The organism is Methylomonas sp. Uni0009, from assembly GCF_054188105.3.
Genome location: NZ_JBTAFN010000001.1, coordinates 3,166,987 through 3,191,622 on the forward strand (window position 1 = coordinate 3,166,987; position 24,636 = coordinate 3,191,622).

Sequence of the window (24,636 nt, forward strand, 5' to 3'; positions counted from 1 at the left end):
AGGGGCATAAAGGCTGAGCTCGTTGAAGCCCCGGCTGGTTTGCATTCCGCAGGTTCTGTACCCGCAAGGGCATTAAGGCGAACGGTAGTTAGTGGCGGGGTTAATAATCATCGCTTGATTGCCCCGATGTGCTTAGACTGGTGACGAAAAAAATGGCGGGTCTATGCAACCCGCCATCAAAACATCCCTGTCGCTAGGAGGAGGTTTGCCTCTCACTAACAAAAGCCGACAAAATCACCTGGTCGATTTGTCATGTTAATGAACGGAACCTCTAAATTAAAACGATATAATGTGATTTTTATATCGAAAGAATCGATTGTCATTGCAACGTCGAATTACAGTATAGGTTAGTAATAAAATTTTGCTTTGAATCCCGGAATTTTTTTAGGAGCACACCTATGAATCTTAATCAATTGGAATTGCTGCGAGTTTTGCAGGAAACCGATTGCAACTTGAGCAAAGCCGCGGAAAAAATGCACGTGGTGCAGTCGGCGGTCAGTCGGCAACTCCAGTTGTTTGAAATAGAAGTGGGCTCGCCGCTGTTCGTCAGACAGGGAAAAAAGCTGACGGGTCTGACGCCCTTGGGCGAAAAGATCATGGAAGAAGTAGATTTAATCAATCAGGCTAAAAAAAATATCCAACTGATTGCCGACGACTTTCTGGAAAATAGTAACGGCACCTTACGGATAGCGACTACTCATACGCAGGCTAAATATTTACTGCCGGAACCGATAGGCCGGTTTAGGCGCAAATATCCGGGCATTAAAATCTATATGGTGCAATCGTCGCCGGATAATCTGATTAATTTGTTACATAGGCATCAAGCCGACATCGCCATCTGCACCGAAAAACTGGACGAAGACGACAAATTAGTGGTCAAGCCCTGTTATCACTGGCATCACGTCGCCGTGGTGCCACTCGGTCACCGGCTGGCGGAAGGCGAAATAAGCCTGCAACGGCTATCAGCTGAGCCGATTTTGACTTACACCCCTGGTTTTACTGGTCGCTCGACGATAGAAAAAGCCTTTCATAACGCCCATTTACCACTGGATATTACCTTGGCGGCGGCCGATTCCGATGTGATAAAAACCTATGTGCGTTTGGGAATGGGCGTGGGGATTATTGCCGGTACGGCTTACGAAGCCAGCAAGGATGCCGATTTGGTCGCTCTAGACCTGTCGGGCTTGATACCCAGTTCCACAACTAAGATTGCTTACCTGAAACAACTGTACGTACCCAATTACTGTCGATATTTTATCGATGAATTGCTGGCGGAAGCCGCGCGGAAAAGCCGGGAAAGAGGCGAGGGGTTTGACGAATGTTAAGCTGTCGGACCATGGCTGTGGGTGGGCCGTCTCTGTCGGTTAGATGTAGCAAATATGTGTGAAACGGGGGGCTAGACCAGCTTTATTTAACATAGATTAATAAAAAACTATCGGATTTGGCGTCTTGCCAATTTTCTAGCTGTTTGATTGCGCAAAATATTTCTAGTCCGGCTTTAAATTTGCTGGTTACTTTCGGTTTAAGCCCTGATACCGAAACCCTTAAGTCGGCAAATGTCTTTTCCAGTCCATCAATCTCTCCAAGAGCTATACGTCAGTTGCCACGGCGAGTTGGAGACTGTGCTGTATTCGCGTGTACGCTGCCGGGAAACCGCCGCCGACATTTGCCAGGAAGCCTTCGTGCGCTTATGCCGCAGCGAGGACTTGGGTAGCGTCGGCAATCTAAAAGCCTATCTGTTCCGTACCGCGCAAAATCTGGTGATTGATTACTATCGCAGTCAAACCGTGCGCCATGCCGCGATTGTGGAATGGCCGGACGATACGCCGCCGGAAGCCGAAGACCTGCGCTGCGCGGAAACTGTGGCGCTGGGCGAGGAGGATTTGGACCGCCTGATCGAGGGCATGAGCAGCCTGTCCCCGTTGTGCCAACGCATTTTTTACCTGAACCGCTTCGAAGGCCTGAAGCAGCGCGAAATCGCCGAAACCCTGAATATCTCGGTTCGCACCGTCGAAGAGAACATCAAAAGGGCATTGCTGCAATGTGCTAAAACCCTGGATGAATTCGAATAGCGTCTGTGGTTTAGGCCTCCGGCCTCGTCTATGATATATCTCCCCCACCGTTTAACCAGGAATTAACCATGTCCACCGAACCGATGTCGGATAATGCCGAGCGTTTGCTGGAACAGGCTTGCGCTTGGTTAAGCCAATTGCATTCCGGTGATTTTTCCACGTCCGCGCGGCAAGAGCTGAATGCCTGGCGCGCCGCCGACAGCGCCCACGAACAAGCGTGGCAACGCGCCGAAGCGCTGTGGGCCGGTTTGGGACAACTGCGCGGCCGCCGCATTATTCCCGGTGCGCAACCCTTGCCCGGGGAGGGAAGCTTAACAGCCAAAATACAACCCTCTCCCTCTGGGAGAGGGCAGGGTGATGGGATGCAAACTAACGCTTTGACGCATTTTGATTCCCTCGCTCCAACCCTCTCGGTAATCGATCCCGACATTACCCTATCTTCTGTATCGATGCAGTCGTCCCGAGAAGAAAGCGAGCTTTTACGACAGTCTCCAGGGCAAGGTGGCAGGCAAGCGCAGGCAGCGGATGTGCTGGCTGCAAGTTCGATTGCCATGCTGGATTCCCGTCGGCGCGGAAATGACAGCCCCAGGGATTTTAAAGTCCGGGTCAATACCAGAACCCGCCACCCTAACCGATCCTTCCGTTTGGCTTTAGCCTGTTGTGTAATGCTGGCAGTCACGCTCACCGCGCTGTATCCGCCGGCATTCTGGCGGGCAGACTATCTCACCGGTAAGGGCGAGCAACGCACCGTGACCTTGGCCGACGGCTCGCGGGTGATGCTTAACACCGCCACGGCCCTGGCCATCCACTTCGATGCCGGCACGCGCCGGGTGGAGTTATTAGCCGGCGAAGCGTTTTTTGACGTGGCTAAAAATCCGCAACGGCCGTTCGTGGTCGCGGCTGCCGGCAGCGAAGTGCGGGCAGTGGGCACCGCCTTCGCCGTAAAGCGACAATCCGAGCATACCGAGGTGGAACTGGTCGAAGGGATAGTTGAAATACAAGACGCGGGGCAGCAACACCAAGAACGCCTGACGGCGGGACAGTCCGCGTCGATAGGCGCCAACAGCATCGCCCTAAAAAGCGCCGGCCAACCTGACAGCATGGCGCTGTGGCGGGCCGGCTATCTGCAATTCGACGGCTTGCCGCTAAGCGACGCCATTGCCCAAATCAACCAATATCGTCCCGGCCGCGTCGTGTTGCTGAATACCGCGCTGGCCGACAAGCGCATTAGCGGCCTGTTTCGCTTGGACGCGCTGGATCAAGCCATCGCCAGTTTAAAAGCCGCCGTACCGGAGCTGCAGATTGTCAACGTTACGCCTTATTTGGTGGTGTTGCGTTAACAGGAAAGGCTAAAGCCAACAGTAATTCCGCCGGTAGATACTCTGTTCAAAAGCAACAAATTTCATCATTTTTTACTCGGCGATGATGGATTCAGGGATGGCATAAAACCGTGTGTTATCGAACGGCTGATCGTGCTTCAACATGCCATGGATCGCATGCAGTAATTTACGCATGACGGCGCAGACGGCTTGCAAAGGTTTCTTGCCGTTGTCGATCAAATCCTGGAAATACGCTCGCACATGCGGATCGTGCTGTTTGGCACTCAAGGCCGGCATATACAACGCCGAACGAATATGCCGGTTACCGGCCTTGGATAGCCGCATTTTCTTGTGTACGCTTTTGCCCGACTCAAAGGCCTTGGGATCGAGTCCGGCAAACTTGACCCATTCGCGATGCGACAGGTTGGGCGGCAATAGCAGTAGTTCGCCCATCAAGGCAATGGCGCTGGTTTGGGCCATGCCTTTGATGCCGGTCAACAGGTCGAATATTCGTTGCAGTTCCGGATGCTGGTCGATCAACGCCAGCGCCTCGCCAGCCAACGTATCGATGCGTTTTTCCAGCTGACTAATCGCCAATTTGGCATCGCGTAGTAGGGCCTTCGGCGTTTCCTCGGTCGCACTCAGCGCATGTAGATGATTTTTCGCGGCGGCCTTCTGACCGGTTAGCGCGTCGATACGGCGAGCATAGCCGCGCAAAGCCAGCGCTTGATTCGAAGGACGAGTCCAGGCGACGAAATCCATGCGCTCGACATATTCGGCCAAGGTGTTGGCATCGACGGCGTCGGTTTTACTGTTTTTCATCAATACCTTAGCGAAGTGATGCGAAGCCTTGGGATTGACCACCATCACAGGTACACCGACGTCGTGTAGCGCAATAGCAAGATCGAAATGGTAAATACCGGTGGCTTCCAGACAGACCTTGATGCCGGGTAATTTGATCAACTTATTCACCAGACGCGCACGGTCGCTACGAGTATTAGCATATTTTTGCGGGTCGAACGGCTTGCCGTTCTTGCGGATCACTAAAACCAATTCGTCGGCGCCGACATCCACGCCGGCAAACAGGCGATGGACAGATTCAGCGGGGGTGTTGAGCGAGCGGTTCGTCATCATCATTTTTAAATACAGTTTAAAGGGAAGTACACTATTCACCGGTTCCCGACCCTGCACATGCACCTACCTTCCTTGTGTATGCAGGCTCTAAGCCTCGGATACTCCACGGTATGGGTGAATAGGGCGGGGGCCAATCTACACGACAGGCTCTGGTAAACTACCAGTCCTCAGGGTGGGACGGCCTCCCAATGAACAATCACAGCTTAATCGGTTTTTCTGGGCTATCGGTTGTTAAAATTCATCATACAAGGGTGGGCAACGCTTTTCTGCCCACCATTTCGCGCGATTGCTTTAATTCCGCGTGGGCACAAAAACCGTGCCTACCCTGACTTTTTATCTAGACTCGCCCAGGACTACTTGGTAAGGAGTGATGCCACACGATGCAAATAGATGCACTCGCGCTACCAAGTATTTTCCTATTTTGACAAGCGACAACCAGTGAAGCTGATTAATCTTTGGTTTTTCTGAAATCCCATAGCTTCCAACAAAGTTATATACATCGTCGCGGTAACCCAATAATAAATCCCGTATTTCAGTTGACTCAAAGGAGTCGTATCCTCGCTCAGCTATAGCATAACAGTAGCCTATTTTGGCTAGCGTGAGAGAGAATGCTGTATGGTTGAACGGTGTTCGAAGCGTAACTCCAGTCGAAGGCATCGGATTTATTCTAAGGTTTACAATTTGAATACGTAATGACTCCAATTCATTGTTCATTACCACTCCCGCTAGCTTTCCTGGGGGCAAAAAATGAACCAGAGCAAATGTTTTAGGGTAGTCATCAATGGTGTATTGAATGTCTTCCCCCCTTCATCCATCAAATGGTTGCCCAATTTAGCCGTGGGCATATGTTTTTTCTGGTTCTTTTTTCGCCGCTTTAAACCAAGCAGCAGACGTGGAACTAGTAGGTCAGCCTGTAAGGCTGGGTTTTCGTATTTTTCGTTTGATATTGCGCGGCATGAATCACAAGCTGCATCGCGAATAATTAATGTGCCATTTAGAGCTAACGGAATAATGTGTTCATCCGTAAGTTGTTCTTTTGAAAATTGTTTGAGGCAGTAGATGCAATGGCCTGTTCCCGCATAGACCTTAGATGTCATCTGTGTGCTTGGTTTCATTGCTGGGCGCCTGTAGATCGATTATTTAACAAGTGTTTTGGGTTGAATGGTGGATAAGAGAAGCGTCATCCACCATTGAAACTTAATTAGGTGGCGGGAGCTTCGCCACCCCACATCTATAAGATTGGTGGAACGGGGGCAACTACTTGATAAAGTAATTGCCTCGGCTCCGAACTTTCTACAAGGAAATACTTACTTAGCCGGTTCCGCAGGTTTAGCTGGAGCAGCAGGCACTTCAACTTTAGCCACCGCCGCTTTTTCCTCAACCTGGGCCGCTTGTTCCGTTTCTTGCTTGGGTCCGATATAGCCTTTATGCCAAGCGTAGGCCGCGCCGGCCAGCAGGATCAGCAAAAACAGGTAGCTTTTCCAATGGCTTTGCTTTTCGCCGAATGGATCGACCATTTGCATTTCCGCGTCTTTCGGTAATTTGGCGATACCGGTCAATAAGCGGCCGAAGGGGATGTTGATAAAGGCTTTGGCATTCACCGCCCAGCCGCAGGCGTCCAGAACCGGTGCCAGATTGCGTTGGCGTAGTTTCAAATAGGCGATAAACATGGATGGGCCGGAAATCGCCAGCATCACGCCGATGATGGCCAGCGGCATTTGCCACCAAACCAAGCCCATGAAGCTGCTCATCACCGTGGCCAGCGCAGTACCGATCGCGCCGATTGCCAAGCCGATGGCGGCGAAAATCCCGGCGAATTTGCCGACGTCGAACGGGGCCGGCGGTTCCTTGCCTTGTCCGGCATTCGCGCCGGCTTCGGAAATGCCTTTAAACGTATTTTCGTGGGCCGCTTTGTCGCGGGCCGACGCGCTTTTTTCCAATTGCTCGTTAATCATCCGCGCGACACGTTTATAAGGCGCCCAGAATGCTTCTTTGATGCTGATCGGGTTTTCGATGATTTTGACGATGGTCGCATCCCAGTCCAAGCCATTGCGGTCGTAAAACACGCCGTTGCGGCCGACGCGCAAATTGTCGCTGTCGCCGCCGGTAAAGGCCGCGGCGATGGTCAGGGTTTCGTTGCTGCCTTGGCGGCGGCAGACGCAATAGGCCAGAAAGATTTTGCTCAGTTCCGCCAACTTGCTATGGCTGTCCACGTCATCCACTTTCACGCACAATTGGCAGCTTCTGCCGTCCAGATACAAGGTGCCGGCTTGGAAAATAGCGTGCGGTTCCGGGCTGTAAAAATCGCGAAACGACACGAAGTTGTTTAATAAGGTGTACAGATCACGGTAGTAATGCAGCAAGCGCACGACAGAATCGATGGCTTTGGCGTGCGGTTCCAAAGCCAAATCCTGTTCGACCAAGCCGGTCAATTTGGCTTGCGTATCGCTTTGCAACAGCGTTTTGATGCGCTCCAGCCCCAAGCTTTCGACGGCATTGGCAGGTTTTTTCTGCAACCAAGCCTGGTAATCGGCGAATTGGCCGACCACGCTTTGCCATTGTGCGTCGGACAAGCTATCCAAAGTGCCCAGCAGCGGTGTCAGCACCTGGGTTTTTAACTGGTCTATCGCCGCCCGCCAAGCTGGATTCAAGCCGGCATTTAACGGCAAGTTAGCGCCGGCGGCGATGGCAGCCAGCGGCAATTTAGCCAGCTCTTCGCTGCCGGCGGATAAATCGATGCCGGCCAGTTGCTCGTAGCGGCTGTCGGCTGGGTTCAACAACTCGGTCGCGCCGGTGTCGAATTCCGCCAATTGGCAGCGGGTAAAAAAGTCGTCGATTTTGGGTTTTACTTGCGCCAGCAAGGCCGCCGCCGCTTCGGTGTCGGCGATTTGATTGCGAATCCGCACGGCTTCGGCGTCGCTCTGTTGCCACCAATCGAAGTATGCGCCGGCGTCTTTAAAAAACTGTTCGATTTTTTCCTGATTAATGCCCGGCTCGCCGCTGCGGTCCTGAATTTCGCCCAAGCAGGCGATGATGTCGGTGATGGCTTGCTGGCCGGCCTCGTCGCCGGCGGCTTTAACCGGAATAATGCCGTCGCCGTTAAATTGGGTGTTGGCGAAAATCTTGGTCATATCGGCCAGATCGTCGGTGGTGATTTGGCTTGCATCCGCCTTGCCCAGGTTTTTTAAGATCTCAATGGCGGAAGCCAGTAGCTGTTGACCTTCTTCATCTTGATCGTTAATCGCCGCCAGCGGCAGGGTGGTGTTTTGTTGGATCAAATCGGCTGGGTTTTTCAGCACTTTACTCACCCAACGCACCGCTTCGATGACCTCGTTCGCTCTGATGCGGCCGTCGTTATCCGTATCCAGTAGCGCCAATGTTTGGTTGTCGAAGAACAAGCCGTGGGTCGGGCAACTCAGCGCCGCCCATAATTTCTGATCCAGTTCAGGCAGTCCAATCAAATCGCTACCGCGCTGCAATTCAACCTGATCGAAACCGCCGAGTCGGGCAAACCGCCATTTTTCGGCAACATTGCGGCTGGATATGGGCGTCATGGTGTGTCTCCTGTGTTGAGTAGTTTTTGTTATGTCTATCACGAAATTTCGTTAGTTTTACAGACTTGGGTCGCCTGACGCAACTTGCTTTATTGGGTTGCAGGCCGGGCAAGAGACTTGCAATAACTCGCCGCTATGTCTATGCCTTAAAGGCCGGGCGCGGCCGTCCAATTGATTCATGTCTTGGTAAAGCCGGTTTTCGTGATGAATCACTTCGCGTTCGTGCTCGAAAGGGTACAAAGTCTGGGCCATGCCGCCGCCGTCGATAAAATGTTGGCTGTCCAGTAACATTAACTTGGCATGCAGCAACTCATGCAGTAAGGCGTCGGCGGGTGAGATGCTGCAGGCGGGTGTGCTGTCGCAGCCAGGATCGTTCAGCAATTGCGCACCCAAGCGGGTATCGAAATAAATCGTCACGCTCTCTACGCCAAATTCGTTGCCGAAAGCCTGGGTTTGCCAAGTGCTTTGCCGGTATTTGAGTACGAGTTTTTGACCGCGCAGTTCGTTAAGCAAATTCACGGCTTGCGGGTAATGTGAAAAGTAGTCGGCCATCACCGCCAGATCCGCGCGGATATTAGAGGGATCGGCGGACTCGGCCTGGTAGATGGTGCTTAGAAAATTGGCAATTTCCGTTTTCGCCAGCGCATCGCTGTTCAGCGTGGCCTGCTTTTGACTGTAGGCCGCCATCACTTCCGCTGCGCTGGGCGGTTTACGCAGGCGCAAGCGTATCGTCGCGGCGCCGTTCTGATCGACCGATAGCTTGGCCTGCATGCTGTTGACCGGTTCGGCCAATTGGCTGGCGACGGCCGGCACGGCATTGACCGGCTGCAAATCGTTGGCGCTTACGATGCGCGAAGAGCCCAGCATGCCTATGCAAAAACTCAACACCAGACTGACTTCACGGCGGCGGTTATGCAGGATAGTGGCATCGTCGCGCTGCCGGCTGTCTTCTTTTAAATAAATACCGTAGCGCTGGGCGATGGCTGCCAATTCGGCAAAAGCAGCTTCGGCGTCGCGGCTCAGGCCGGCTTGACACACCAGGGCCGGATTGCCGCCGATTAAGCAGGGATGCAGAAAGTTGCGGTCCGGCGGCTGTTGCAAATACCAGCGATTTAAATCGCCGGCTAATTTGTCGATTCCCTCAATGCGGCTTGCTACGCCGCCAAAGGCCTGTACCAGGGTTGATAATCCATTCATGGGCTTAGTTAAAGTGGGTGGGTTCAGTTTTTCGGCCGACTTTATCAGCGCTTGAAGGCTGCCGGCAAGCCAGCTGCCGGTGCGGATGTAGGGCTATCGGCCAGGTCGGCTTTGTCATAAAACAGTCATGTTTTCCCAGCATAATCCAAGCATGATGAAATTTGCGGGATATTCAAGATTTGCTTTCGATTGGAAATCAGCGGCGTGTGGATTGGGCGGCGGCGCTTCTTTGCCATGGCTTGCCACAGCGCTGGCTACGGTTTATTTGCTTGCGGTGTTGTATGCCAATCTGCCCGATGCGTTGGCCGATGTCGACCAGATGCCGGCAGAGTCCGCAGCGCCCATCTCACCCGAAATGGTCACGCAAAATCCGCCCATGGATTTGTCGGAAATCGGCACTTGGCATTTGTTCGGGCAAAGCCCGAATAGCGTGTCTGGTGATGGCGCCGTTGCGGAGACGCAATCGCAACTCAAACTGCTGGGTATCCTGTTTTTATCCAAGAATCCGGAAAATGCCAGCGGCATCATCCAAACCGACGACGGCCAGCAAAAGAAATATAGGCTGGGCGATGAACTGCCCGGCGGCGCGGTGTTGCATTCTGTCGAAGCCGACCGGGTGTTGTTAAAGCGTGGCGAACGCCGGGAATCCCTGTTATTAAAAAAAGATAGTGTCCGCGCGCAAACCGCCACTGAATAACCCCTCCCTTGTAAACTGCAAATGAAAACACGCTTGTTGATCGGCTTGCTGCTGGCCCTATTCTGCCCGATGGTGTTGGCGGAAAAAGACGAATTCTCGCTGAATCTGAAAGATGTCGATATTCGGGCGCTGATTGAAACGGTGGCCGATGTCACCGGTAAAAACTTTATTATCGACCCGCGCATCACCGGCAATATCTCGGTAGTGACTTCCACGCCGATGAAGTCCGCCCAAGTCTACGATGTATTCCTGTCCATACTAAAGGTGCACGGTTACTCGGCGATTCCGAACGGCAATGTGGTGAAGATTATTCCCAACATCACCGCCAAGCAAGACGGCGAGGAAAGCGAGTTACGCGGTAATCCGCAGAACGGCGATGAGCAACTGACCCGGGTGTTGCAGGTGCATCACGTGGATGCGGCGCAGTTGGTGCAGACCCTGTTGCCGTTGATGCCGCAATACGCCTTTATCGGCGCGGTGCCGGAAAGTAACACCGTGATCCTGTCCGATACCGCCGCGAATGTTAAGCGCTTGGCAGCGATGATCAAGCAAATCGATAAAAGCGATTTGCAAAACATTGAAATTATCAATCTGCGGCATGCCAACGCCGCCGATTTGATTCAGCCATTAAACACGCTGATTACCAGCAACAATGCCGGTAAAACCACGGCTGTCCCGCCGCCCATGGTGGCCGACGAACGCTCCAATTCCATTATTCTGGGCGGCGACCCGGAGATGCGTTTGCAGATGCGCGCTTTAATCGCCAACCTGGATACGCCGATGGAAAAAGCCGGCAATACCGAAGTAATTTATATGCGTTATGCGGTAGCCAAGGAATTGGTGGAAACGCTGACCGGGGTAGGATCATTAAAAGACGAAAAAGCAGATCAAGCCAAAACCAAAGCCACCACCGCCAAGGACTTTGATATTCGGGCCGACGAAGCCGCCAACGCGCTGATTATCACCGCGCCGCACGATTTAATGCTGACCTTGAAATCAGTGGTCCGGCAGTTGGATGTGCGCCGCGCGCAAGTGCATATCGAAGCGATCATTGCCGAAGTCAGTTACGACAAATCGCAGAACATCGGCGTCGAATGGCAAACCAAGGACGATGGCAGTGTGTTTGCGGCCAGCAGAAAAGGCGAAGGCAACTCTTTGAATTTGTCGCAATTCATTACCTCCGCCGGCAAGGGCCTGAGCATCGGTTATCTAGCCGGTAGCGAACTAAAAGCCTTGCTGACCGCCTTTGCCAGCGATACCGACGTCAACGTGTTATCCACGCCGTCGCTGGTGACGATGGATAACGAAGAAGCTAGCATGATAGTCGGCCGCAATATCCCGTTAACCACCGGCCAATACACGCCGTCGGTCGGCGGCAGCCTGAGCACGCCGTTTCAGACCATTCAGCGCGAAGACATCGGTATCAAACTCAAAGTCTTGCCGCAGATCAACGAAGGCAACGCGGTTAAATTGAAAGTCGCGCAAGAGGTCTCCAGCGTGGTGCAAGGCACTACCGGCGCCGACTTGCAGACCAATAAACGCAAGATCGAAACCAGCGTATTGGTCGATGACGGCAAGGTCTTGGTATTGGGCGGCTTGATCGAAGACGACATCACCGAAACGGTGGATAAGGTGCCGCTGTTGGGCGATATTCCTTATCTGGGTTATTTGTTTCAAACCAATTCCACGACTATCACTAAAAAGAATCTGATGGTGTTTTTGCGGCCGCAAATCATCCGGGACGCGGGTAAATCCAGCGGTTTGACCCACGACAAATACAACTACATTCGCGACAAGCAGCAAGAGTTTAACGAAGACGGCGTGTTGTTGATGCCGGAGCAGAAACAGCCTCTGCTGGATAACTTAGCGGACGACAATGCGGCTGCGCAAGATAATCGCGGTGAGGCTGGCGGCAATGGCCAGCGCTGAACCAACAGTGCCAGCGCCGACCGATAACAGGCTGCCGTCTTACGGTTTTGCTAAACGCCACGGCGTGCTGGTTGCGGAATGTTCGGCGCAGCAGGCGCGTATCGTTTACCAGCCCAAAGCCACGGTAACGGCCTTGTTGGAAATCCGCCGCTTTGTGGATCGGCCGGCGAGTTTTGAAGCGGTCGGCGCGGAGGAATTCGAACGCCTATTGCAGGCGGTTTACGAACACAAAACCGGCCATGCCCAGCAGATGGTGGCCGATATGCAGGACAATCTGGATTTGTCGGAGATGGCCCAGCATTTGCCCAAGCCGGAAGACTTATTGGAAAGCGAGGACGAAGCGCCCATCATCCGTTTGATCAATGCACTGCTTACCGAAGCCATCAAGGAAAATGCCTCGGATATTCACATCGAATCCTACGAAAAACGCATGGTAGTGCGGTTTCGGGTGGACGGCACCTTGCGGGAAATTATCGAGCCGCAACGCGAATTTGCACCTATGGTGATTTCCCGTCTGAAAGTGATGGCCAAGCTGGACATCGCCGAAAAACGCTTACCGCAGGACGGCCGCATTTCCTTGAACATCGGCGGCCGCACCGTGGATGTGCGGGTATCGACCTTGCCGTCCGGGCATGGCGAGCGGGTGGTACTGCGCTTGCTGGACAAGCAGGCCAACCAGTTAAGCCTGAAGCAAGTCGGCATGTCGGATTACGAGTTGAACAGTATTCAGCAAATGATCGCCCGCCCGCACGGCATTATTTTAGTGACCGGGCCGACCGGCTCCGGAAAAACTACCAGTTTGTACGCGGTGGTAAACCAGCTCAATCAACGCAGCCGCAATATTCTCACCGTCGAAGACCCTATCGAATATTACCTGGACGGCGTCGGTCAGACTCAGGTGAATGCCAAGGTGGATATGACCTTTGCCAAAGGCTTGCGCGCAATTTTAAGGCAGGACCCGGACATCGTCATGGTCGGCGAGATTCGCGACCGGGAAACCGCCGAAATTGCAGTGCAAGCGAGCTTGACCGGACATTTGGTGCTATCGACTTTGCATACCAACACCGCCGTTGGCGCCATCACCCGGCTGCGGGATATGGGCATAGAACCGTTCTTGTTGGCCTCCAGCTTGGTCGGCGTGATCGCGCAACGGCTGCTGCGCAAATTGTGTCCGCATTGTAAAAAGCCGGAGCAGGTGCCGGCACGGGATTTAGCCAAGTTGGGTTATAGCGGCGATGCCGAGCAATGGGTGACGGTGTATCAAGCCCAAGGCTGTCCGCAATGTCATAACCACGGTTACAAGGGCCGGGCCGGGATCTTTGAAATGATCATGCTGGATAGCGCGATGCAGCAGTTAATCCATGACGGCGCCGGCGACCAGGAACTGGAACGGCATGCCCGACTGACTTCGCGCAGCATTCAACAAAGCGCGCTGGAAAAAGTCCTGAACGGCGACACCAGTATCGACGAAGCCATCCGTATCACCTTAAAGGACTAACTGGGCATGGCGGTCTTCGAATATCAAGCGCTGAACGGCAAGGGCAAGTCGGTTAAAGGCACGCTGGAAAGCGACACCATCAAAACCGCGCGCCAACAATTGAAAGCCAATGATTTAACCCTGCTGGACATTCAGGAAGTTCATAAAAAAGAACGCAGCGGCCAGTCGCCCTTATTGGCGCAAAACATCGGCATGCGCGCGCTGGCGCATATTACCCGGCAATTGGCCGCTTTATTAAAGTCCGGTTTGGCGATAGACGAAGCGCTGGGCATTATCGCCCGGCAATTGGAATCGGCCAGAGCCAGACGGATTTTGCTGGCGATCAGAAGCCGGATTCTAGAGGGCCAAAGCCTGGCCGTGGCCTGTCAGGCGTTTCCCAGTACCTTTCCGCCCTTGTACCGCGCCACTATCGAAGCCGGCGAATCCTCGGGCAAGCTGGATCAGGTCTTGGAAAAGTTGGCCGATTATCTCAGCGACAAAGGCCAGCTGCACCGTAAGTTGCAGATGGCGATGATTTATCCGGTGCTTCTGTCTTCGGTATCGATATTGGTGGTTATCGGCTTGTTGGCTTACGTGGTGCCGGAAATCACCGGCGTGTTCGACAAAATGGGCCACGAGCTGCCGGCTATTACCCAGGCCTTAATTAGTTGCAGCGATTTTTTGCAGAGCAATGGCATGCTGCTACTGGCTTTTGGTGTGGCTTTATCGGTTGCCGCCAAGCTGATTTTGCGCCGGGAGCGGCCGCGCATGCTGTTTCACCGTTGGTTGTTGACCATGCCGATCACCGCCCGCTTTTCCAAGGGTTTAAACACCGCGCGTTTTACCCGCACCTTGGCGATTTTGACCAATAGCGGCGTGGAGTTGCTGGAAGCCTTGAAAATCTCCAGCCAGGTGTTGGCGAACGAGGCGATGCGGCAGGCGGTGGCGCATACCGCGATTCGCGTGCGGGAAGGGCAGAGTTTGAACAAGGCGCTGGAAGCCAGCGGTTTCTTCCCGCCGGTGACGATACATCTGGTGGCCAGTGGCGAGGCCAGCGGCCAATTACCGCGCATGCTGGAAAGCGCCGCCGACGATCAGGAACGTGATATTCAGGCGCTCACCGAACTGACCATGGGCTTGTTCGAGCCGGCCTTGATTTTGTTCATGGGTCTGGTGGTGCTAACCATCGTGCTGGCCATTCTGTTACCGATATTTGAAATGAACCAATTGATTAGATAGCGGTTTTGTCATACGCCTGTCACGTTGGCTTTCTAATCTTCTCCCCGTTGTCCCGCAGGCCGGGACCTGTTTAAACCAATCCGACTTTAAACCCTTATGAGCAATAAAAAACAGCAAGGCTTTACCCTGATCGAAGTGATGATCGTGGTGGTGATTTTGGGCATCTTGGCGTCCATCGTCGTCCCAAAAATCATGGGCAGACCAGACGAAGCCCGTGCCACGCGCACCTTGCAAGACATCAGAGCCATCAGCGCCGCGCTGGATTTATACAGACTGGATAACTTCAGCTACCCCACCACCGACCAAGGCCTGGAAGCTTTGGTACATAAACCCGCTAATCTGCCGGCCGGCGCGCATTGGAAGCAGGGCGGCTATCTGGATCAACTGCCGGTCGACGCATGGGGCAAAGCGTATTTTTATATGCAGCCCGGCGCGCACGGCGAATTTGATTTGTATTCCTTCGGCGCCGACGGCGTGGAAGGCGGCAGCGAAGCCGGCGCGGACATCACCAATTGGGCGCAAAAATAAGGCCAAATTCCGGCTTGAGCGCGCGTGGTTTTACGCTGATAGAACTGTTAATTGCGATGGTTTTAATCGGCTTGATGAGCAGCATGGCGATGCTGGCGATGGGCAATGCCGATCATAGTAAGCAGCAACAATTGGAAGTTGATCGGCTGGCAAAATTGCTGGCGCTGGCCGAGCAGGAAGCGATGATACGCGGCGAAAGCATAGGTCTGGAGTTGGTCGGCCAAGGGTATAGGTTTCTCTCGCCTACCCAAAGCAAGTGGCAGCCGGAGAATAATGATGCGCTATTCAGACAGAGGAATTTGCCAACAGGCATGACCTTGGCTTTAAGCTTGGACGAAAAGCCGGTGTATCTGAATCAACGGTTCGGCGGCAAAGTTCATCCGGAACCGCAGATTGTCTTTACCCCGGACGGGGCCTCTGCGGTGTTTCAAATTGCGTTGGATTTAGCAAAAAGCGATCTCCGGTTTTGGCTGAGTAATACGGCGGATGGGGGCTTGGCAATTTCCAGCGTCGCCATTAAGCCATGAAATACCCCGGCAACGGCGGTTTCACTCTATTGGAAGTGCTGATTGCGCTGGCGCTGTTAGCCATTCTGATGGCCGGCTTGATCAAAATTACCGCCGACAATACCAAGAACCTTTGGTATCTGGAAAACAAAACTATAGCCGCGACGATAGCCGCTAATCGTGCGGTGCAATTGCGCCTGGATACCGAAAAGCCGGAGAACCAGGACGGGTGGGAAACCATGGCCGGGCGGCGCTGGTATTGGCAGGCCAAGCGCGGTGTGACGCCGAGTCTCGGCGGCACGCTTTGGGATTACCGGATAGAAGTGTTTTTGGAAGGGGATAAATCGCCGTACGCCGGTTTGCTTAGTTATGTTCCGGCCAGCCATGAACAATAGCGCCAGTCGCGGTTTTACCTTGCTGGAAGTCCTGATCGCGATGGCCGTGTTCGCGATCATGGCGGCCATGGCCTACGCCGGCTTGAGCGCGGTGTTGGATGCCAGAGCGGGCACGGAAAAACGCTCGGACAGCATCGCCGCGTTGCAGCAAACCCTGTATTTGCTTAACGAAGATTTAGCCCAGGCTTTGCCACGCTCGATTCGGGACGAATTGGGTAGCGAACAGCCGGCTTTTTCCGGTGGGAATGGTGAAGAATTATTGACTTTAACCCGCAGCGTGCCGGAATGGTCGGCGTTGTCGATGCGAAGTGATCTGCAGCGTGTCAGTTATCGACTGGAAAACGGCAGTTTGTACAGGCAGGTCTGGATCGTGTTGGACCGTACCCAGCAGACGCAATTTCGTCGGAAAAAATTGCTGAATGTTGGCGCGCTTGAACTGCGCTTTTACGGCAGCGACTGGACGACGCATTGGCCGGCAGGTGGCACTGGCTTACCCAAAGCGGTGGAAGCTAATTTTAACTTGGCCGGCCTGGGCGACATGCGCCGGCTGTTTCTGGTGCGGGAATGAAGATGCTAGATCGGGCGCAGCACGGCATAGCGTTGATCACGGTGATGCTGATACTGGCCATCGCCACGGTAGCGGTCGTGTCCATGTCCAGAGCGCGGCAGATGGATATTCGCCGCACCGAAAATCAGCTGCGCAGCATGCAAGCCTGGGAATATGCCTATGGCTTGGAAAGCTGGGCGATTGGCAGGCTGGCCGCTGATGCGAAAGTTGGTGATGTCGATGGTGTGGATGATACCTGGTCCAAACCGCTGGCAATGACCGTGGTGGCTGGCGGCACGATGCAAGCACAGATTGAGGATTTGCAAGGCCGTATAAATCTGAACAACTTGTTGGTTGAGGGAAAAGTATCCGTGCCGGATGTAAAACGCTTGGAACGCTTGCTGGCGCAGCTAAAACTGAAAACCGAGCTGGTACAGGCAATCACGGATTGGATAGACGCAGATATGGACGCTAGCTATCCGCACGGTGCGGAAGACGACGCCTATACCCGATCTAAGCCCGGCTACCGCGCCGCGAACCGGCAATTTGCAGATGTCAGCGAGTTATTGCTGGTACAAGGCATGACGCGCGAGATTTATTCGAAATTATTGCCGTATGTGTATGTGGTGGAAGGCTACGCGCCGCTGAATATCAATACCGCCAGCGCCATGGTGCTGCGCTGTTTGGCGGACGACATCAGCGCCGATCAGGCGGCATCCATCTTCAGAGCCAGAGGCAAGCCTTTCGAAAAAGTCGCCGAGTTTTTAAAGGACGAAGCGGTTGCCGATGCCGGCATCGGTAAATACGGCTTGGGGGTCAGTTCGCAACACTTTTTACTACAAGGGCAAATCGATATGGGCAAAACCCATTTGCAGTTTCAGTCGCAATTGCAGCGTGATAGCGGCGGTGCGCAAGTCTTGAAGCGGCAGCGCCAGGGCTTGGCGCATGGCTGAAAAACTGCTGGTCAGATTCATCTCCGAATCGGCCGATAAACTGGAATGGTTGAGTCTTGCCGAGCCGGATAGTCAGTCGGCATCCGGCACGATGGCCCAGTTAGCAGCTGTTGCGCAGGGTAAGTCTGTACTGCTGTTATTGCCGGCTGCCTCGGTGTTGTTATTGGAAATCGAGCTGGCCGTTAAGACCACCGCGCAACTGAAAAAGGCTTTGCCGTTTGCCTTGGAAGATTTACTGGCCGAGGACGTGGAAAATTATCATCTGGTTTGGTTAAAGCAGGACCGGGATAAACTCGCCGTGGCGGCGATTACGCACGACACATTAGCGGCGCGGCTTACTCCGTTTCGCGAAGCCGGTTTAGAGCTGGCAGCTGCGTATCCGGAAACCTTATGCCTGCCGTATCAGCCTGGACAAACGACTTTGTTGCTCGAAGAAAGCAACGCAATTTTGCGCAGCGCTGCTTATTTGGGCGGCGGCGTGGATACGCAATTTCTGCCGCAACTGCTGGAAAAAGCCCGTGCCGAAGGTGCTGATTTTCAGACTTTATTGATATGCAAAGCCAGCGAAGACCGCAAGCTGCCTGACGGTTTGGCAAATACCTGTTTGGAAACAGTCATAACAAGGCCTTTGCCATTCATGGCGAGCGCTGTCGAATTGTTACCGGCAGAGCTGAATGTGTTGAGCGGTGCCTATGCCGTCACCAGTCGAAAGGTAGGCCGCTGGCAACAGTGGCTGCCTGCAGCAATTATTTTGGGTGCAGCTTTGGCGGTGCAGAGCTACGCCGTATTGCATACCTACTGGCAACAGCAAGCCGAGCTGAGCGAGTGGGAAGCTAAAACCCAAGCGCTGTTCAAACAAAGCTTTCCCGAGGTGAAACGCATCGTCAATGTCAAAGCCCAAGCCGAGCAACAATTGGCGCAGCTCAGAAAACAACACGATGTCATCGGTAGCGGTTTCATGCGCTTGCTTTACCGGTCCGGCTTGGTATTAAAAGACACGCCGGCCGTGCATTTGAAAAAACTCAATTTCCTGAACGGCGGTTTGCAGTTGCATGTAGTTGCCGATGACATAGGCCAGCTGGAGCAATTCAAACAACAACTGCAAACCAGCATGCAGGTGAAACTTCAATCCGCCGATAGCGGCGCAAACGGCGTGGAGGCGCAACTTGAGATTCGCGAAAAATGACATAGCGCAGCGTTTTGCCGAATTAACGCCCAGAGAGCGAGTACTGGCGCTGGGCGGTTTATTGGTCGTACTGGTGTATGGCGCATACCTGCTGTTTTACCAACCAATTGCTGAACAAAGCCGCTTGCTGAACCTAAAAATCCAGGCGCAACAGCAAATCTATAGCTATTTACAACAAGTCGGCAACGAAGCGGCGGCTTTGCGGCAACAAGCCGCGGTTGATACGCCGGCAGTGGATGGCGGTAATCAATCGCCGCTGGCGTTAGTCGATTTCAGCAGCCAACAGCTGGATATAAAACCGGCGATCAAACATCTGTCACCGGAAGGCGAGGACAAAGTCAGCGTCTGGCTGGAAAATCTGGCCTTCGACCGACTGATGTCATGGTTGACAATTTTGGAAACCAAACACCGCTTGCAAGTGCTGCAAATCGATGTGGAAAAACCGGCCGATGCGGACGGTATCGTTAACGCCAAAGTCTTGTTGGGCGTTGTTTAGCCCGCCTTCATATTAGCCTGGCCTTTAACGTCCGTCGCTCCCGCGCAGGCGGGAGCCCAGTGTTCCCAATCGATTGGTGAAGCGGTCGCAAGGCGTTTGCTTGTCGGGGAATGCCGTGTTCAGCGCACGCAGAGTTCGAAGCTTGCCATCCATGGCACCGGACGCCCTTATCCCGGCGGCATGACGGACTTTTTGGGTTTAACTAACTTGCTCAATAGTCAGCAAGGCCCTTGCCGTCGAGAGCTAGCGGCCACTAATACCTAGGCTACGCCGAAAATAGCTTTATTTGATTCCCGCATCCCAAGCTTCTCCCGGAGGGAGAAGGGGGTTCTTCCTTAACTGAATCGCACTGATGCGACCCCCGCAAACAGAATCTTAGATTTCATCGCTCCCTCCCGCCTAGGTCATCCGCTGAATTTTCGTGTTAGCGGCCGGCTTTGTAATACAGATGTATTACATGTCACGTTAATTTAACAATGCTGTAACCGAAACGCCGCTATTGCTCTGGAATAATTCGCGCCAAGTTGAGGGGTTGAGGAACGGCCGTTCAGCAAAGATTCGGGAGCAACTAGGGAACACGGACGGCACGAACAAGGAGCGGCGAAGGAAGAGGATAGGGAGGAGGCTAGGCGGAACATGGTCGCGGGGGCAACAAAGCGGCGCTGTCAGGATGTTAGATGGTGTCGAGTGCAATCTAAAGCGTGTAAAAGCCAAACTCGTTGTGAAGCGGGGACGGAAAGTCACGGGTCTTGCAGGTCAAGACGGCTGGGCTGTCACCTTATGTCATTAATCGAAATTTAAACATGAGGTTTTAAAAATGAAATTGTCTAAAAAATTGTTGGCAGTTGCAGTATTGGCAGCGGCCGCTTCAGGCGCCGCGGAAGCGCGTATCCAAGCTATCGGCGATGCAACAGCAGACGGTAGTGAGTTTTTGTTTAACCTGGTTAACTACACAGCACAAAACTCTTACACGCTGGATTTGGGCATCACTGTTGAACAATTTTTGGCTAACCCCAGCCAACCATTGTCATTCACACTGAGCGACAACAACTTCCAATCGTTCGCTGCTGCTTACACTGCCGGCAACAACGTTACTTGGGGTGTTTCGGGTGGACATGGATTACTGAACGACCCTTCAGATACTGCTAAGTATGGTTTCTATACAACTTCAGTAGTTCCTGCACCTGCTGCTTTCGATACCAACGCAGCAGACATTAGCAACAGCATGAGTAAATGGAATGATTTGGTCAGCTATATCCAAACTCAAGATGCTAATGCCAACAACCTGAGCACCTTCAAAACAGTCGGCCAACAAGGCTACACTGCTGTTTACGGTAATGATTTGCAAACCGCATTGCCATTTACCGGGCAAGGCCAATTGGGCACCGCTTTGGCCTTTGTTCATGAAAAAGTCAATGATAGCGACTTCGACACTGGCGAATTAGTCACTTTTCCAGGTACATGGAATTTTGCAATCAACGGCAATGTCGGTTCATTGACCTACACCGCTGCACCTGCTGCTGTGCCGCTGCCAGCCGCAGTTTGGATGTTCGGCGCCGGTCTGATGGGTGTACTGCGCGCCACTCGCCGTAAATCGCTGGCGGTTTAATCCCGCAAACGTCTTGAGCCGGCCGGATTCTGTTTTGCTGGTTCCCCCTTCATGAACGGGTCGGCTCAAACTTTAAATTCAATCAATTGAGAGATATACAATGAAAAAGCAATTATTGTCTGCTGCTATCGCAGTGGCTTCTCTGGCAGGTTTCTCGCAAGGTGCATCCGCACATGCGCCTAGCGTCACGCCGGATATCGAAATCTTCATGTCCGGCGCTAGCGCGCAAGACAAAGCCCTTGCGGCATTGTTCGTTAATTTGTGCGATGCCGGTACTTTGGATGTATTTAAAGACAACGGTACAGCGGGTTCCGAAGGTAAAAACCATAGTGCTTATTTCTGCACACTGAACTCTACTAACGTACCCGGCCTGACCGTCAACGGTTCTGCGGCAACCACGGCTAAAGTACTGTTCCACAAACGTTCTGCCGGCGGTTCTGCGCAAGGCGTTAACCCGCTGATCGACGGCGTGGCGATTGCGGCAATGCGTATCGACAACGGTAACTGCACGCAACAAGGCGCGACCAACACTTGGTTTTGCAACGCCAGCGGCGCTAACCTGACCAACGTGCTGTCCGATGCCGGTATTTCCGATGTCGAGCCAAAATTGTTTGTTGGCCCAAACAAACCTTCAAACGCTTCTGCGGTTGATCCAGTGGCTGCCGACGCGGCTCTGAACGTGGTGCCTGCGGCGGCCTTGGTATTTGGTGTGCCGGTTTCCGATAACTTGTACGTGGCTTTGCAAAGAGCGCAAAACCTGTTGGCCGGTTTTGGCGGCAGCTGCGCACCGGGCGATTACACCGAAGCCTGTATGCCTAGCTTGAGCAAACAACAAGTGGCTGAATTGATCTCCGGTCAAATCAAAAGATGGTCCGAGTTTAAAGTAAACGGCACGGCCTTAACCAGCTTGACTGCCGGTTTGACTTACACCGATTCCGACGGCACTGTCAGAAACGTTACCCCTAACGATACTAAAGTGCACTTTTGCAAACGTATCGACGGTTCCGGTACCGGCGCACAACAATACGTCAAATTCCTGAACAACCCTTGCAGTACTGCCGGTTTGTCACCTGATTGGACGGGTTCTAATTTAGCGGGTCCTGTTAAGCATGAAGTTAGCGGTTCCGGTGATATGGAGTTGTGTCTGGAAGACTTTGCCGACGGCGAAGCGGTGGCTAAACAAATCACTACGACTAATCCAGACGTGTTCAACACCGCAGTTAACACTGCCGGTAACAGAGGCTGGGCCATCGGTCACCAAAGCTTGGAAAACAATGCCACGCACGCCAAGCATTACCGCTTTATCAAAGTGGACGGTGTAGCACCGACTCTGGAACAAGCCTTCAGAGGCAAGTATATGGATTGGGTTGAGCAAACCTTCCAATGGCGTAAAGGTATCAGCGCGGATAAATCTACCGTCATCGCTAAAATCGCTGCCGACGCGGCTTCACCAACCATTCTGGCTACCGAGTTGAACATTGGTTTTGTTCACCCATTCGGTCAATCAGGTTATCTGGCTATCGGTAACGGCAACAACTTCACCGACACCTTGAACGTCAATGCACCTGTTATGCCTTACTCGCATGCTGCCTCAGGTTCTTTGAGCAACTGCCAAGTGCCGGTTATCAAATCATCTACCAACACCAGCAAGCCGATGTAATCAGCATGTAACAAACCTTTAGTGTAATAGCTGGAGGTTCGCGCAAGGATGCGCATTGAATACAAACAGCCTTCGCTTGCGGAGGCTGTCTTTTTTTGCGATGGGTGAAATGAAACAACATTTGTTTTTAGGCTCGGTCCGGTTCGGGCTCGCGGCTGTGTTGCTGATGGCCAGCGCGCTTGGCCAGGCGGAAGAAACCGGCAATCAATTCGATTTACTGGAGCTGCGGATGAAGGGCAGCACCTTATTGGACCGGAAACTGGTTGAACGCACGGTTTACCGGTTTTTGGGGCCGAAAAAAACCATCGATACCGTCGAGGAAGCCCGTGCCGCACTGGAAGAGCTTTATCGTAGTAAAGGTTATCAAACCGTCTCCGTGGATATTCCCGAACAGAACGTGGTCGGCGGCGTCGTGTATTTACAGGTGACGGAAGGTAAGGTGTCGCGCTTGCGGGTTACCGATTCCCGTTATTTCTCGTTGGGGGCCATTAAAGCCAAAGTACCTGAGCTGGCAGAGGGTAATGTTCCCAATCTACAAAAAATGCAGGAGCAATTGACCACGTTGGCCGGCGAGAGCCAGGATAGAACCGTGGTGCCGGTGTTGCGCGCCGGTGAAACGCCGGGCACGCTGGAAGTGGATCTAAAGGTGAAAGACGAACTGCCTTTGCACGGCAAGGTGGAAGTGAATTCCCACAATACGCAAAACACCAGCCGCTTACGGACCTTGGTATCGCTGCGTTACGACAATCTCTGGCAAAAATTTCACAGCGCTTCGTTTATGTATCAAACCTCGCCGGAAAATCCGGACGAAGTGGAGGTTTTGGTGGGCAGTTATGTGCTGCCGGTCATTGATGACGATAAGCGCCTGGCCTTATACGCGGTCAGTTCATCGTCAACGTCGCAAATTGCCAGCGCCGGCGCCTTATCGGTGATTGGTAGCGGTGATATTTACGGCGCGCGTTTTGTGTCGCCGCTGAAGACCCTAAATAATTACACCCACACTGCGACGCTAGGCGTTGATTACAAAGACTTTAAGGAAGATTTGAATTTATTAGGTTCGGATACCTTAAAAACCCCTATCAGTTATCTGCCGTTCATGGCCCAGTACAGCGGCAATTACCGCGATGCCGAGTCTTTGCTGTCGTTCAATGTGGGCGTTAATTTTGCGATACGCGGCTTGGGCAGTGATGAGCAGCAGTTTGCCGACAAGCGCTTTTTAGCCCGATCCAATTTTATCTATCTGAGCGGCGGTATGGATTACCGGCATGACTTGCCATGGGGTATGGAAGTGGCGGCGCGCATGTCCGGACAGATCACCGATTCGCCGTTGATCAGTAACGAGCAGTTTTCTATGGGTGGCTATCAAACCGTGCGCGGTTATTTGGAAACTAATGCGCTGTCGGATGACGGGGTGACCGCCTCGCTGGAATGGTATAGCCCCCGGCTGGTGCCGGACGAATGGGACGAGTTCGACAAAATGCGGGCGCTGGTGTTTGTCGATGCCGGGAAAGGCTGGATTGTCGATGCCTTGCCGGGTAATGCTAACGAAATGGCGCTGGCCAGCACCGGCGTGGGTTTACGTTTCGATATGTTTAAACATGTGCAAGGCGAGTTTGATTTTGGCATTCCGCTTCTGGACCAAGGCACTGTCCGGCGCGGCGAGAATAGGGTGGACTTTAGGATTGCTACCCAATTTTAGGGCGCGGCGGCTGAATGGTTGCGGAAGACGGGAGCGAATTAACTGGTGTCTTTGGGTTATTCGCTCCTGTCTTAATTATTCAGTCAAAACAGCGTTAATGAATCGTAGGCTGGATAAGCGAAGCGCATCCGGCAATCGTGGTGGATGCGCAAGGCTTATCCACCCTACGCGGACCCTTAAGAATTAACGGTATTGCCTCCGGGCAAGGCGTGTTTACGACAGCCTGCTGAGGGAAAAGGCACTATCAGTGGCTCTCTAGAGGGCCTCTAAAAAACTCGTCATTCTCGCGTATGCGGGAGCCGCAGACCGCGCAGCGAATCCAGGTTGTGGATTTCCCTGGGCAGCCGCTTTTGCGGGCAATACGATTATTTTAGATTATAGGTTTCGCCTAATAATATTACATATTTATTACAAATCTATTTCATGTAATAAATATGTA

At 53.1% G+C, this 24,636-nt stretch carries 21 protein-coding genes and 1 riboswitch; of the genes, 17 read left to right on the forward strand and 4 right to left on the reverse strand.

Annotation, left to right across the window (positions count from 1 at the left end):
* Nucleotides 1-398 precede the first annotated feature (398 nt).
* The 3 genes from ACWAU0_RS14780 to ACWAU0_RS14790 all read left to right on the forward strand — a co-directional run bounded on the left by ACWAU0_RS14780 (nucleotide 399) and on the right by ACWAU0_RS14790 (nucleotide 3,412).
* Nucleotides 399-1,325, forward strand: coding sequence for a LysR substrate-binding domain-containing protein (locus ACWAU0_RS14780; RefSeq protein ID WP_171695860.1), 927 nt, complete (start codon nucleotides 399-401; stop codon nucleotides 1,323-1,325).
* A 231-nt stretch (nucleotides 1,326-1,556) separates the two neighbouring features.
* Nucleotides 1,557-2,072 (forward strand): RNA polymerase sigma factor, encoded by a 516-nt coding sequence (locus ACWAU0_RS14785; RefSeq protein ID WP_458137108.1) that lies wholly within the window; start codon nucleotides 1,557-1,559, stop codon nucleotides 2,070-2,072.
* Nucleotides 2,073-2,140: 68 nt separating this feature from the next.
* Entirely contained in the window at nucleotides 2,141-3,412 is a 1,272-nt protein-coding gene (locus ACWAU0_RS14790; protein WP_458137109.1) for a FecR family protein, read from the forward strand.
* A gap of 72 nt (nucleotides 3,413-3,484) precedes the next feature.
* On the opposite strand, the gene ACWAU0_RS14795 is transcribed toward ACWAU0_RS14790, so the two are convergent.
* From ACWAU0_RS14795 to ACWAU0_RS14810, 4 genes are all read right to left on the reverse strand, one after another.
* Nucleotides 3,485-4,528, reverse strand: a complete 1,044-nt coding sequence (locus ACWAU0_RS14795) for an IS110 family RNA-guided transposase (protein WP_458137071.1) — start codon at nucleotides 4,526-4,528, stop codon at nucleotides 3,485-3,487.
* 722 nt (nucleotides 4,529-5,250) lie between these two features.
* Nucleotides 5,251-5,640 (reverse strand): HNH endonuclease, encoded by a 390-nt coding sequence (locus tag ACWAU0_RS14800; RefSeq protein WP_458137111.1) that lies wholly within the window; start codon nucleotides 5,638-5,640, stop codon nucleotides 5,251-5,253.
* A 192-nt stretch (nucleotides 5,641-5,832) separates the two neighbouring features.
* Nucleotides 5,833-8,079 (reverse strand): hypothetical protein, encoded by a 2,247-nt coding sequence (locus tag ACWAU0_RS14805; RefSeq protein ID WP_458137112.1) that lies wholly within the window; start codon nucleotides 8,077-8,079, stop codon nucleotides 5,833-5,835.
* A gap of 57 nt (nucleotides 8,080-8,136) precedes the next feature.
* Nucleotides 8,137-9,276, reverse strand: a complete 1,140-nt coding sequence (locus ACWAU0_RS14810) for a hypothetical protein (protein WP_458137113.1) — start codon at nucleotides 9,274-9,276, stop codon at nucleotides 8,137-8,139.
* Nucleotides 9,277-9,427: 151 nt separating this feature from the next.
* On the opposite strand from ACWAU0_RS14810, the gene ACWAU0_RS14815 reads away from it, so the two are divergent.
* The 14 genes from ACWAU0_RS14815 to ACWAU0_RS14880 all read left to right on the forward strand — a co-directional run bounded on the left by ACWAU0_RS14815 (nucleotide 9,428) and on the right by ACWAU0_RS14880 (nucleotide 24,197).
* Nucleotides 9,428-9,973: a type II secretion system protein N gene (locus ACWAU0_RS14815; RefSeq protein ID WP_458137114.1), complete on the forward strand. Its 546-nt coding sequence runs from the start codon at nucleotides 9,428-9,430 to the stop codon at nucleotides 9,971-9,973.
* Between the two features lie 21 nt (nucleotides 9,974-9,994).
* Entirely contained in the window at nucleotides 9,995-11,902 is a 1,908-nt protein-coding gene (gene gspD, locus ACWAU0_RS14820; protein WP_458137115.1) for a type II secretion system secretin GspD, read from the forward strand.
* Nucleotides 11,889-13,400, forward strand: coding sequence for a type II secretion system ATPase GspE (gene gspE / locus ACWAU0_RS14825; protein ID WP_458137116.1), 1,512 nt, complete (start codon nucleotides 11,889-11,891; stop codon nucleotides 13,398-13,400). Before gspD ends, gspE begins: the two co-directional genes overlap by 14 nt.
* Before the next feature lie 6 nt (nucleotides 13,401-13,406).
* Nucleotides 13,407-14,618, forward strand: coding sequence for a type II secretion system inner membrane protein GspF (gene gspF / locus ACWAU0_RS14830; RefSeq protein WP_458137117.1), 1,212 nt, complete (start codon nucleotides 13,407-13,409; stop codon nucleotides 14,616-14,618).
* A gap of 96 nt (nucleotides 14,619-14,714) precedes the next feature.
* A complete protein-coding gene (gspG, locus tag ACWAU0_RS14835; protein WP_033159026.1) occupies nucleotides 14,715-15,146 on the forward strand; it encodes a type II secretion system major pseudopilin GspG in 432 nt (143 codons plus the stop codon).
* A complete protein-coding gene (gene gspH, locus ACWAU0_RS14840; RefSeq protein WP_129871374.1) occupies nucleotides 15,131-15,673 on the forward strand; it encodes a type II secretion system minor pseudopilin GspH in 543 nt (180 codons plus the stop codon). Before gspG ends, gspH begins: the two co-directional genes overlap by 16 nt.
* Nucleotides 15,670-16,047 carry a type II secretion system minor pseudopilin GspI gene (gspI, locus tag ACWAU0_RS14845; RefSeq protein WP_033159024.1) on the forward strand — a complete coding sequence of 126 codons (378 nt, stop codon included), beginning with the start codon at nucleotides 15,670-15,672 and terminating at the stop codon, nucleotides 16,045-16,047. The genes gspH and gspI overlap by 4 nt, the downstream gene beginning before the upstream one ends.
* The gene (gspJ, locus tag ACWAU0_RS14850) at nucleotides 16,037-16,615 is read left to right on the forward strand and encodes a type II secretion system minor pseudopilin GspJ (protein WP_101052115.1); all 579 of its coding nucleotides are present in this window, start codon (nucleotides 16,037-16,039) and stop codon (nucleotides 16,613-16,615) included. Before gspI ends, gspJ begins: the two co-directional genes overlap by 11 nt.
* Nucleotides 16,612-17,547, forward strand: a complete 936-nt coding sequence (gspK, locus tag ACWAU0_RS14855; RefSeq protein WP_458137118.1) for a type II secretion system minor pseudopilin GspK — start codon at nucleotides 16,612-16,614, stop codon at nucleotides 17,545-17,547. The genes gspJ and gspK overlap by 4 nt, the downstream gene beginning before the upstream one ends.
* Nucleotides 17,540-18,733: a type II secretion system protein GspL gene (gene gspL, locus ACWAU0_RS14860; protein WP_458137119.1), complete on the forward strand. Its 1,194-nt coding sequence runs from the start codon at nucleotides 17,540-17,542 to the stop codon at nucleotides 18,731-18,733. The genes gspK and gspL overlap by 8 nt, the downstream gene beginning before the upstream one ends.
* Complete coding sequence (locus tag ACWAU0_RS14865; protein WP_458137120.1) at nucleotides 18,714-19,229, forward strand: type II secretion system protein M; 516 nt, start codon at nucleotides 18,714-18,716, stop codon at nucleotides 19,227-19,229. Before gspL ends, ACWAU0_RS14865 begins: the two co-directional genes overlap by 20 nt.
* A gap of 699 nt (nucleotides 19,230-19,928) precedes the next feature.
* Nucleotides 19,929-20,007, forward strand: a riboswitch (cyclic di-GMP riboswitch).
* 39 nt (nucleotides 20,008-20,046) lie between these two features.
* Entirely contained in the window at nucleotides 20,047-20,838 is a 792-nt protein-coding gene (locus ACWAU0_RS14870) for a hypothetical protein (RefSeq protein ID WP_033159019.1), read from the forward strand.
* A gap of 100 nt (nucleotides 20,839-20,938) precedes the next feature.
* A complete protein-coding gene (locus ACWAU0_RS14875) occupies nucleotides 20,939-22,498 on the forward strand; it encodes a hypothetical protein (RefSeq protein ID WP_033159018.1) in 1,560 nt (519 codons plus the stop codon).
* A gap of 109 nt (nucleotides 22,499-22,607) precedes the next feature.
* Complete coding sequence (locus tag ACWAU0_RS14880) at nucleotides 22,608-24,197, forward strand: ShlB/FhaC/HecB family hemolysin secretion/activation protein (RefSeq protein WP_225893068.1); 1,590 nt, start codon at nucleotides 22,608-22,610, stop codon at nucleotides 24,195-24,197.
* Nucleotides 24,198-24,636: the final 439 nt, after the last annotated feature.

Excerpts from the sequence above, each read along its gene's own strand:
- ACWAU0_RS14780 (WP_171695860.1), top strand. The coding sequence starts at position 399 with ATGAATCTTAATCAATTGGAATTGCTGCGAGTTTTGCAGGAAACCGAT.
- ACWAU0_RS14785 (WP_458137108.1), top strand. The coding sequence starts at position 1,557 with ATGTCTTTTCCAGTCCATCAATCTCTCCAAGAGCTATACGTCAGTTGC.
- ACWAU0_RS14790 (WP_458137109.1), top strand. The coding sequence starts at position 2,141 with ATGTCCACCGAACCGATGTCGGATAATGCCGAGCGTTTGCTGGAACAG.
- ACWAU0_RS14795 (WP_458137071.1), bottom strand. The coding sequence starts at position 4,528 with ATGATGATGACGAACCGCTCGCTCAACACCCCCGCTGAATCTGTCCAT.
- ACWAU0_RS14800 (WP_458137111.1), bottom strand. The coding sequence starts at position 5,640 with ATGAAACCAAGCACACAGATGACATCTAAGGTCTATGCGGGAACAGGC.
- ACWAU0_RS14805 (WP_458137112.1), bottom strand. The coding sequence starts at position 8,079 with ATGACGCCCATATCCAGCCGCAATGTTGCCGAAAAATGGCGGTTTGCC.
- ACWAU0_RS14810 (WP_458137113.1), bottom strand. The coding sequence starts at position 9,276 with ATGAATGGATTATCAACCCTGGTACAGGCCTTTGGCGGCGTAGCAAGC.
- ACWAU0_RS14815 (WP_458137114.1), top strand. The coding sequence starts at position 9,428 with ATGATGAAATTTGCGGGATATTCAAGATTTGCTTTCGATTGGAAATCA.
- gspD (WP_458137115.1), top strand. The coding sequence starts at position 9,995 with ATGAAAACACGCTTGTTGATCGGCTTGCTGCTGGCCCTATTCTGCCCG.
- gspE (WP_458137116.1), top strand. The coding sequence starts at position 11,889 with ATGGCCAGCGCTGAACCAACAGTGCCAGCGCCGACCGATAACAGGCTG.
- gspF (WP_458137117.1), top strand. The coding sequence starts at position 13,407 with ATGGCGGTCTTCGAATATCAAGCGCTGAACGGCAAGGGCAAGTCGGTT.
- gspG (WP_033159026.1), top strand. The coding sequence starts at position 14,715 with ATGAGCAATAAAAAACAGCAAGGCTTTACCCTGATCGAAGTGATGATC.
- gspI (WP_033159024.1), top strand. The coding sequence starts at position 15,670 with ATGAAATACCCCGGCAACGGCGGTTTCACTCTATTGGAAGTGCTGATT.
- gspJ (WP_101052115.1), top strand. The coding sequence starts at position 16,037 with ATGAACAATAGCGCCAGTCGCGGTTTTACCTTGCTGGAAGTCCTGATC.
- gspK (WP_458137118.1), top strand. The coding sequence starts at position 16,612 with ATGAAGATGCTAGATCGGGCGCAGCACGGCATAGCGTTGATCACGGTG.
- gspL (WP_458137119.1), top strand. The coding sequence starts at position 17,540 with ATGGCTGAAAAACTGCTGGTCAGATTCATCTCCGAATCGGCCGATAAA.
- ACWAU0_RS14870 (WP_033159019.1), top strand. The coding sequence starts at position 20,047 with ATGAAATTGTCTAAAAAATTGTTGGCAGTTGCAGTATTGGCAGCGGCC.
- ACWAU0_RS14875 (WP_033159018.1), top strand. The coding sequence starts at position 20,939 with ATGAAAAAGCAATTATTGTCTGCTGCTATCGCAGTGGCTTCTCTGGCA.
- ACWAU0_RS14880 (WP_225893068.1), top strand. The coding sequence starts at position 22,608 with ATGAAACAACATTTGTTTTTAGGCTCGGTCCGGTTCGGGCTCGCGGCT.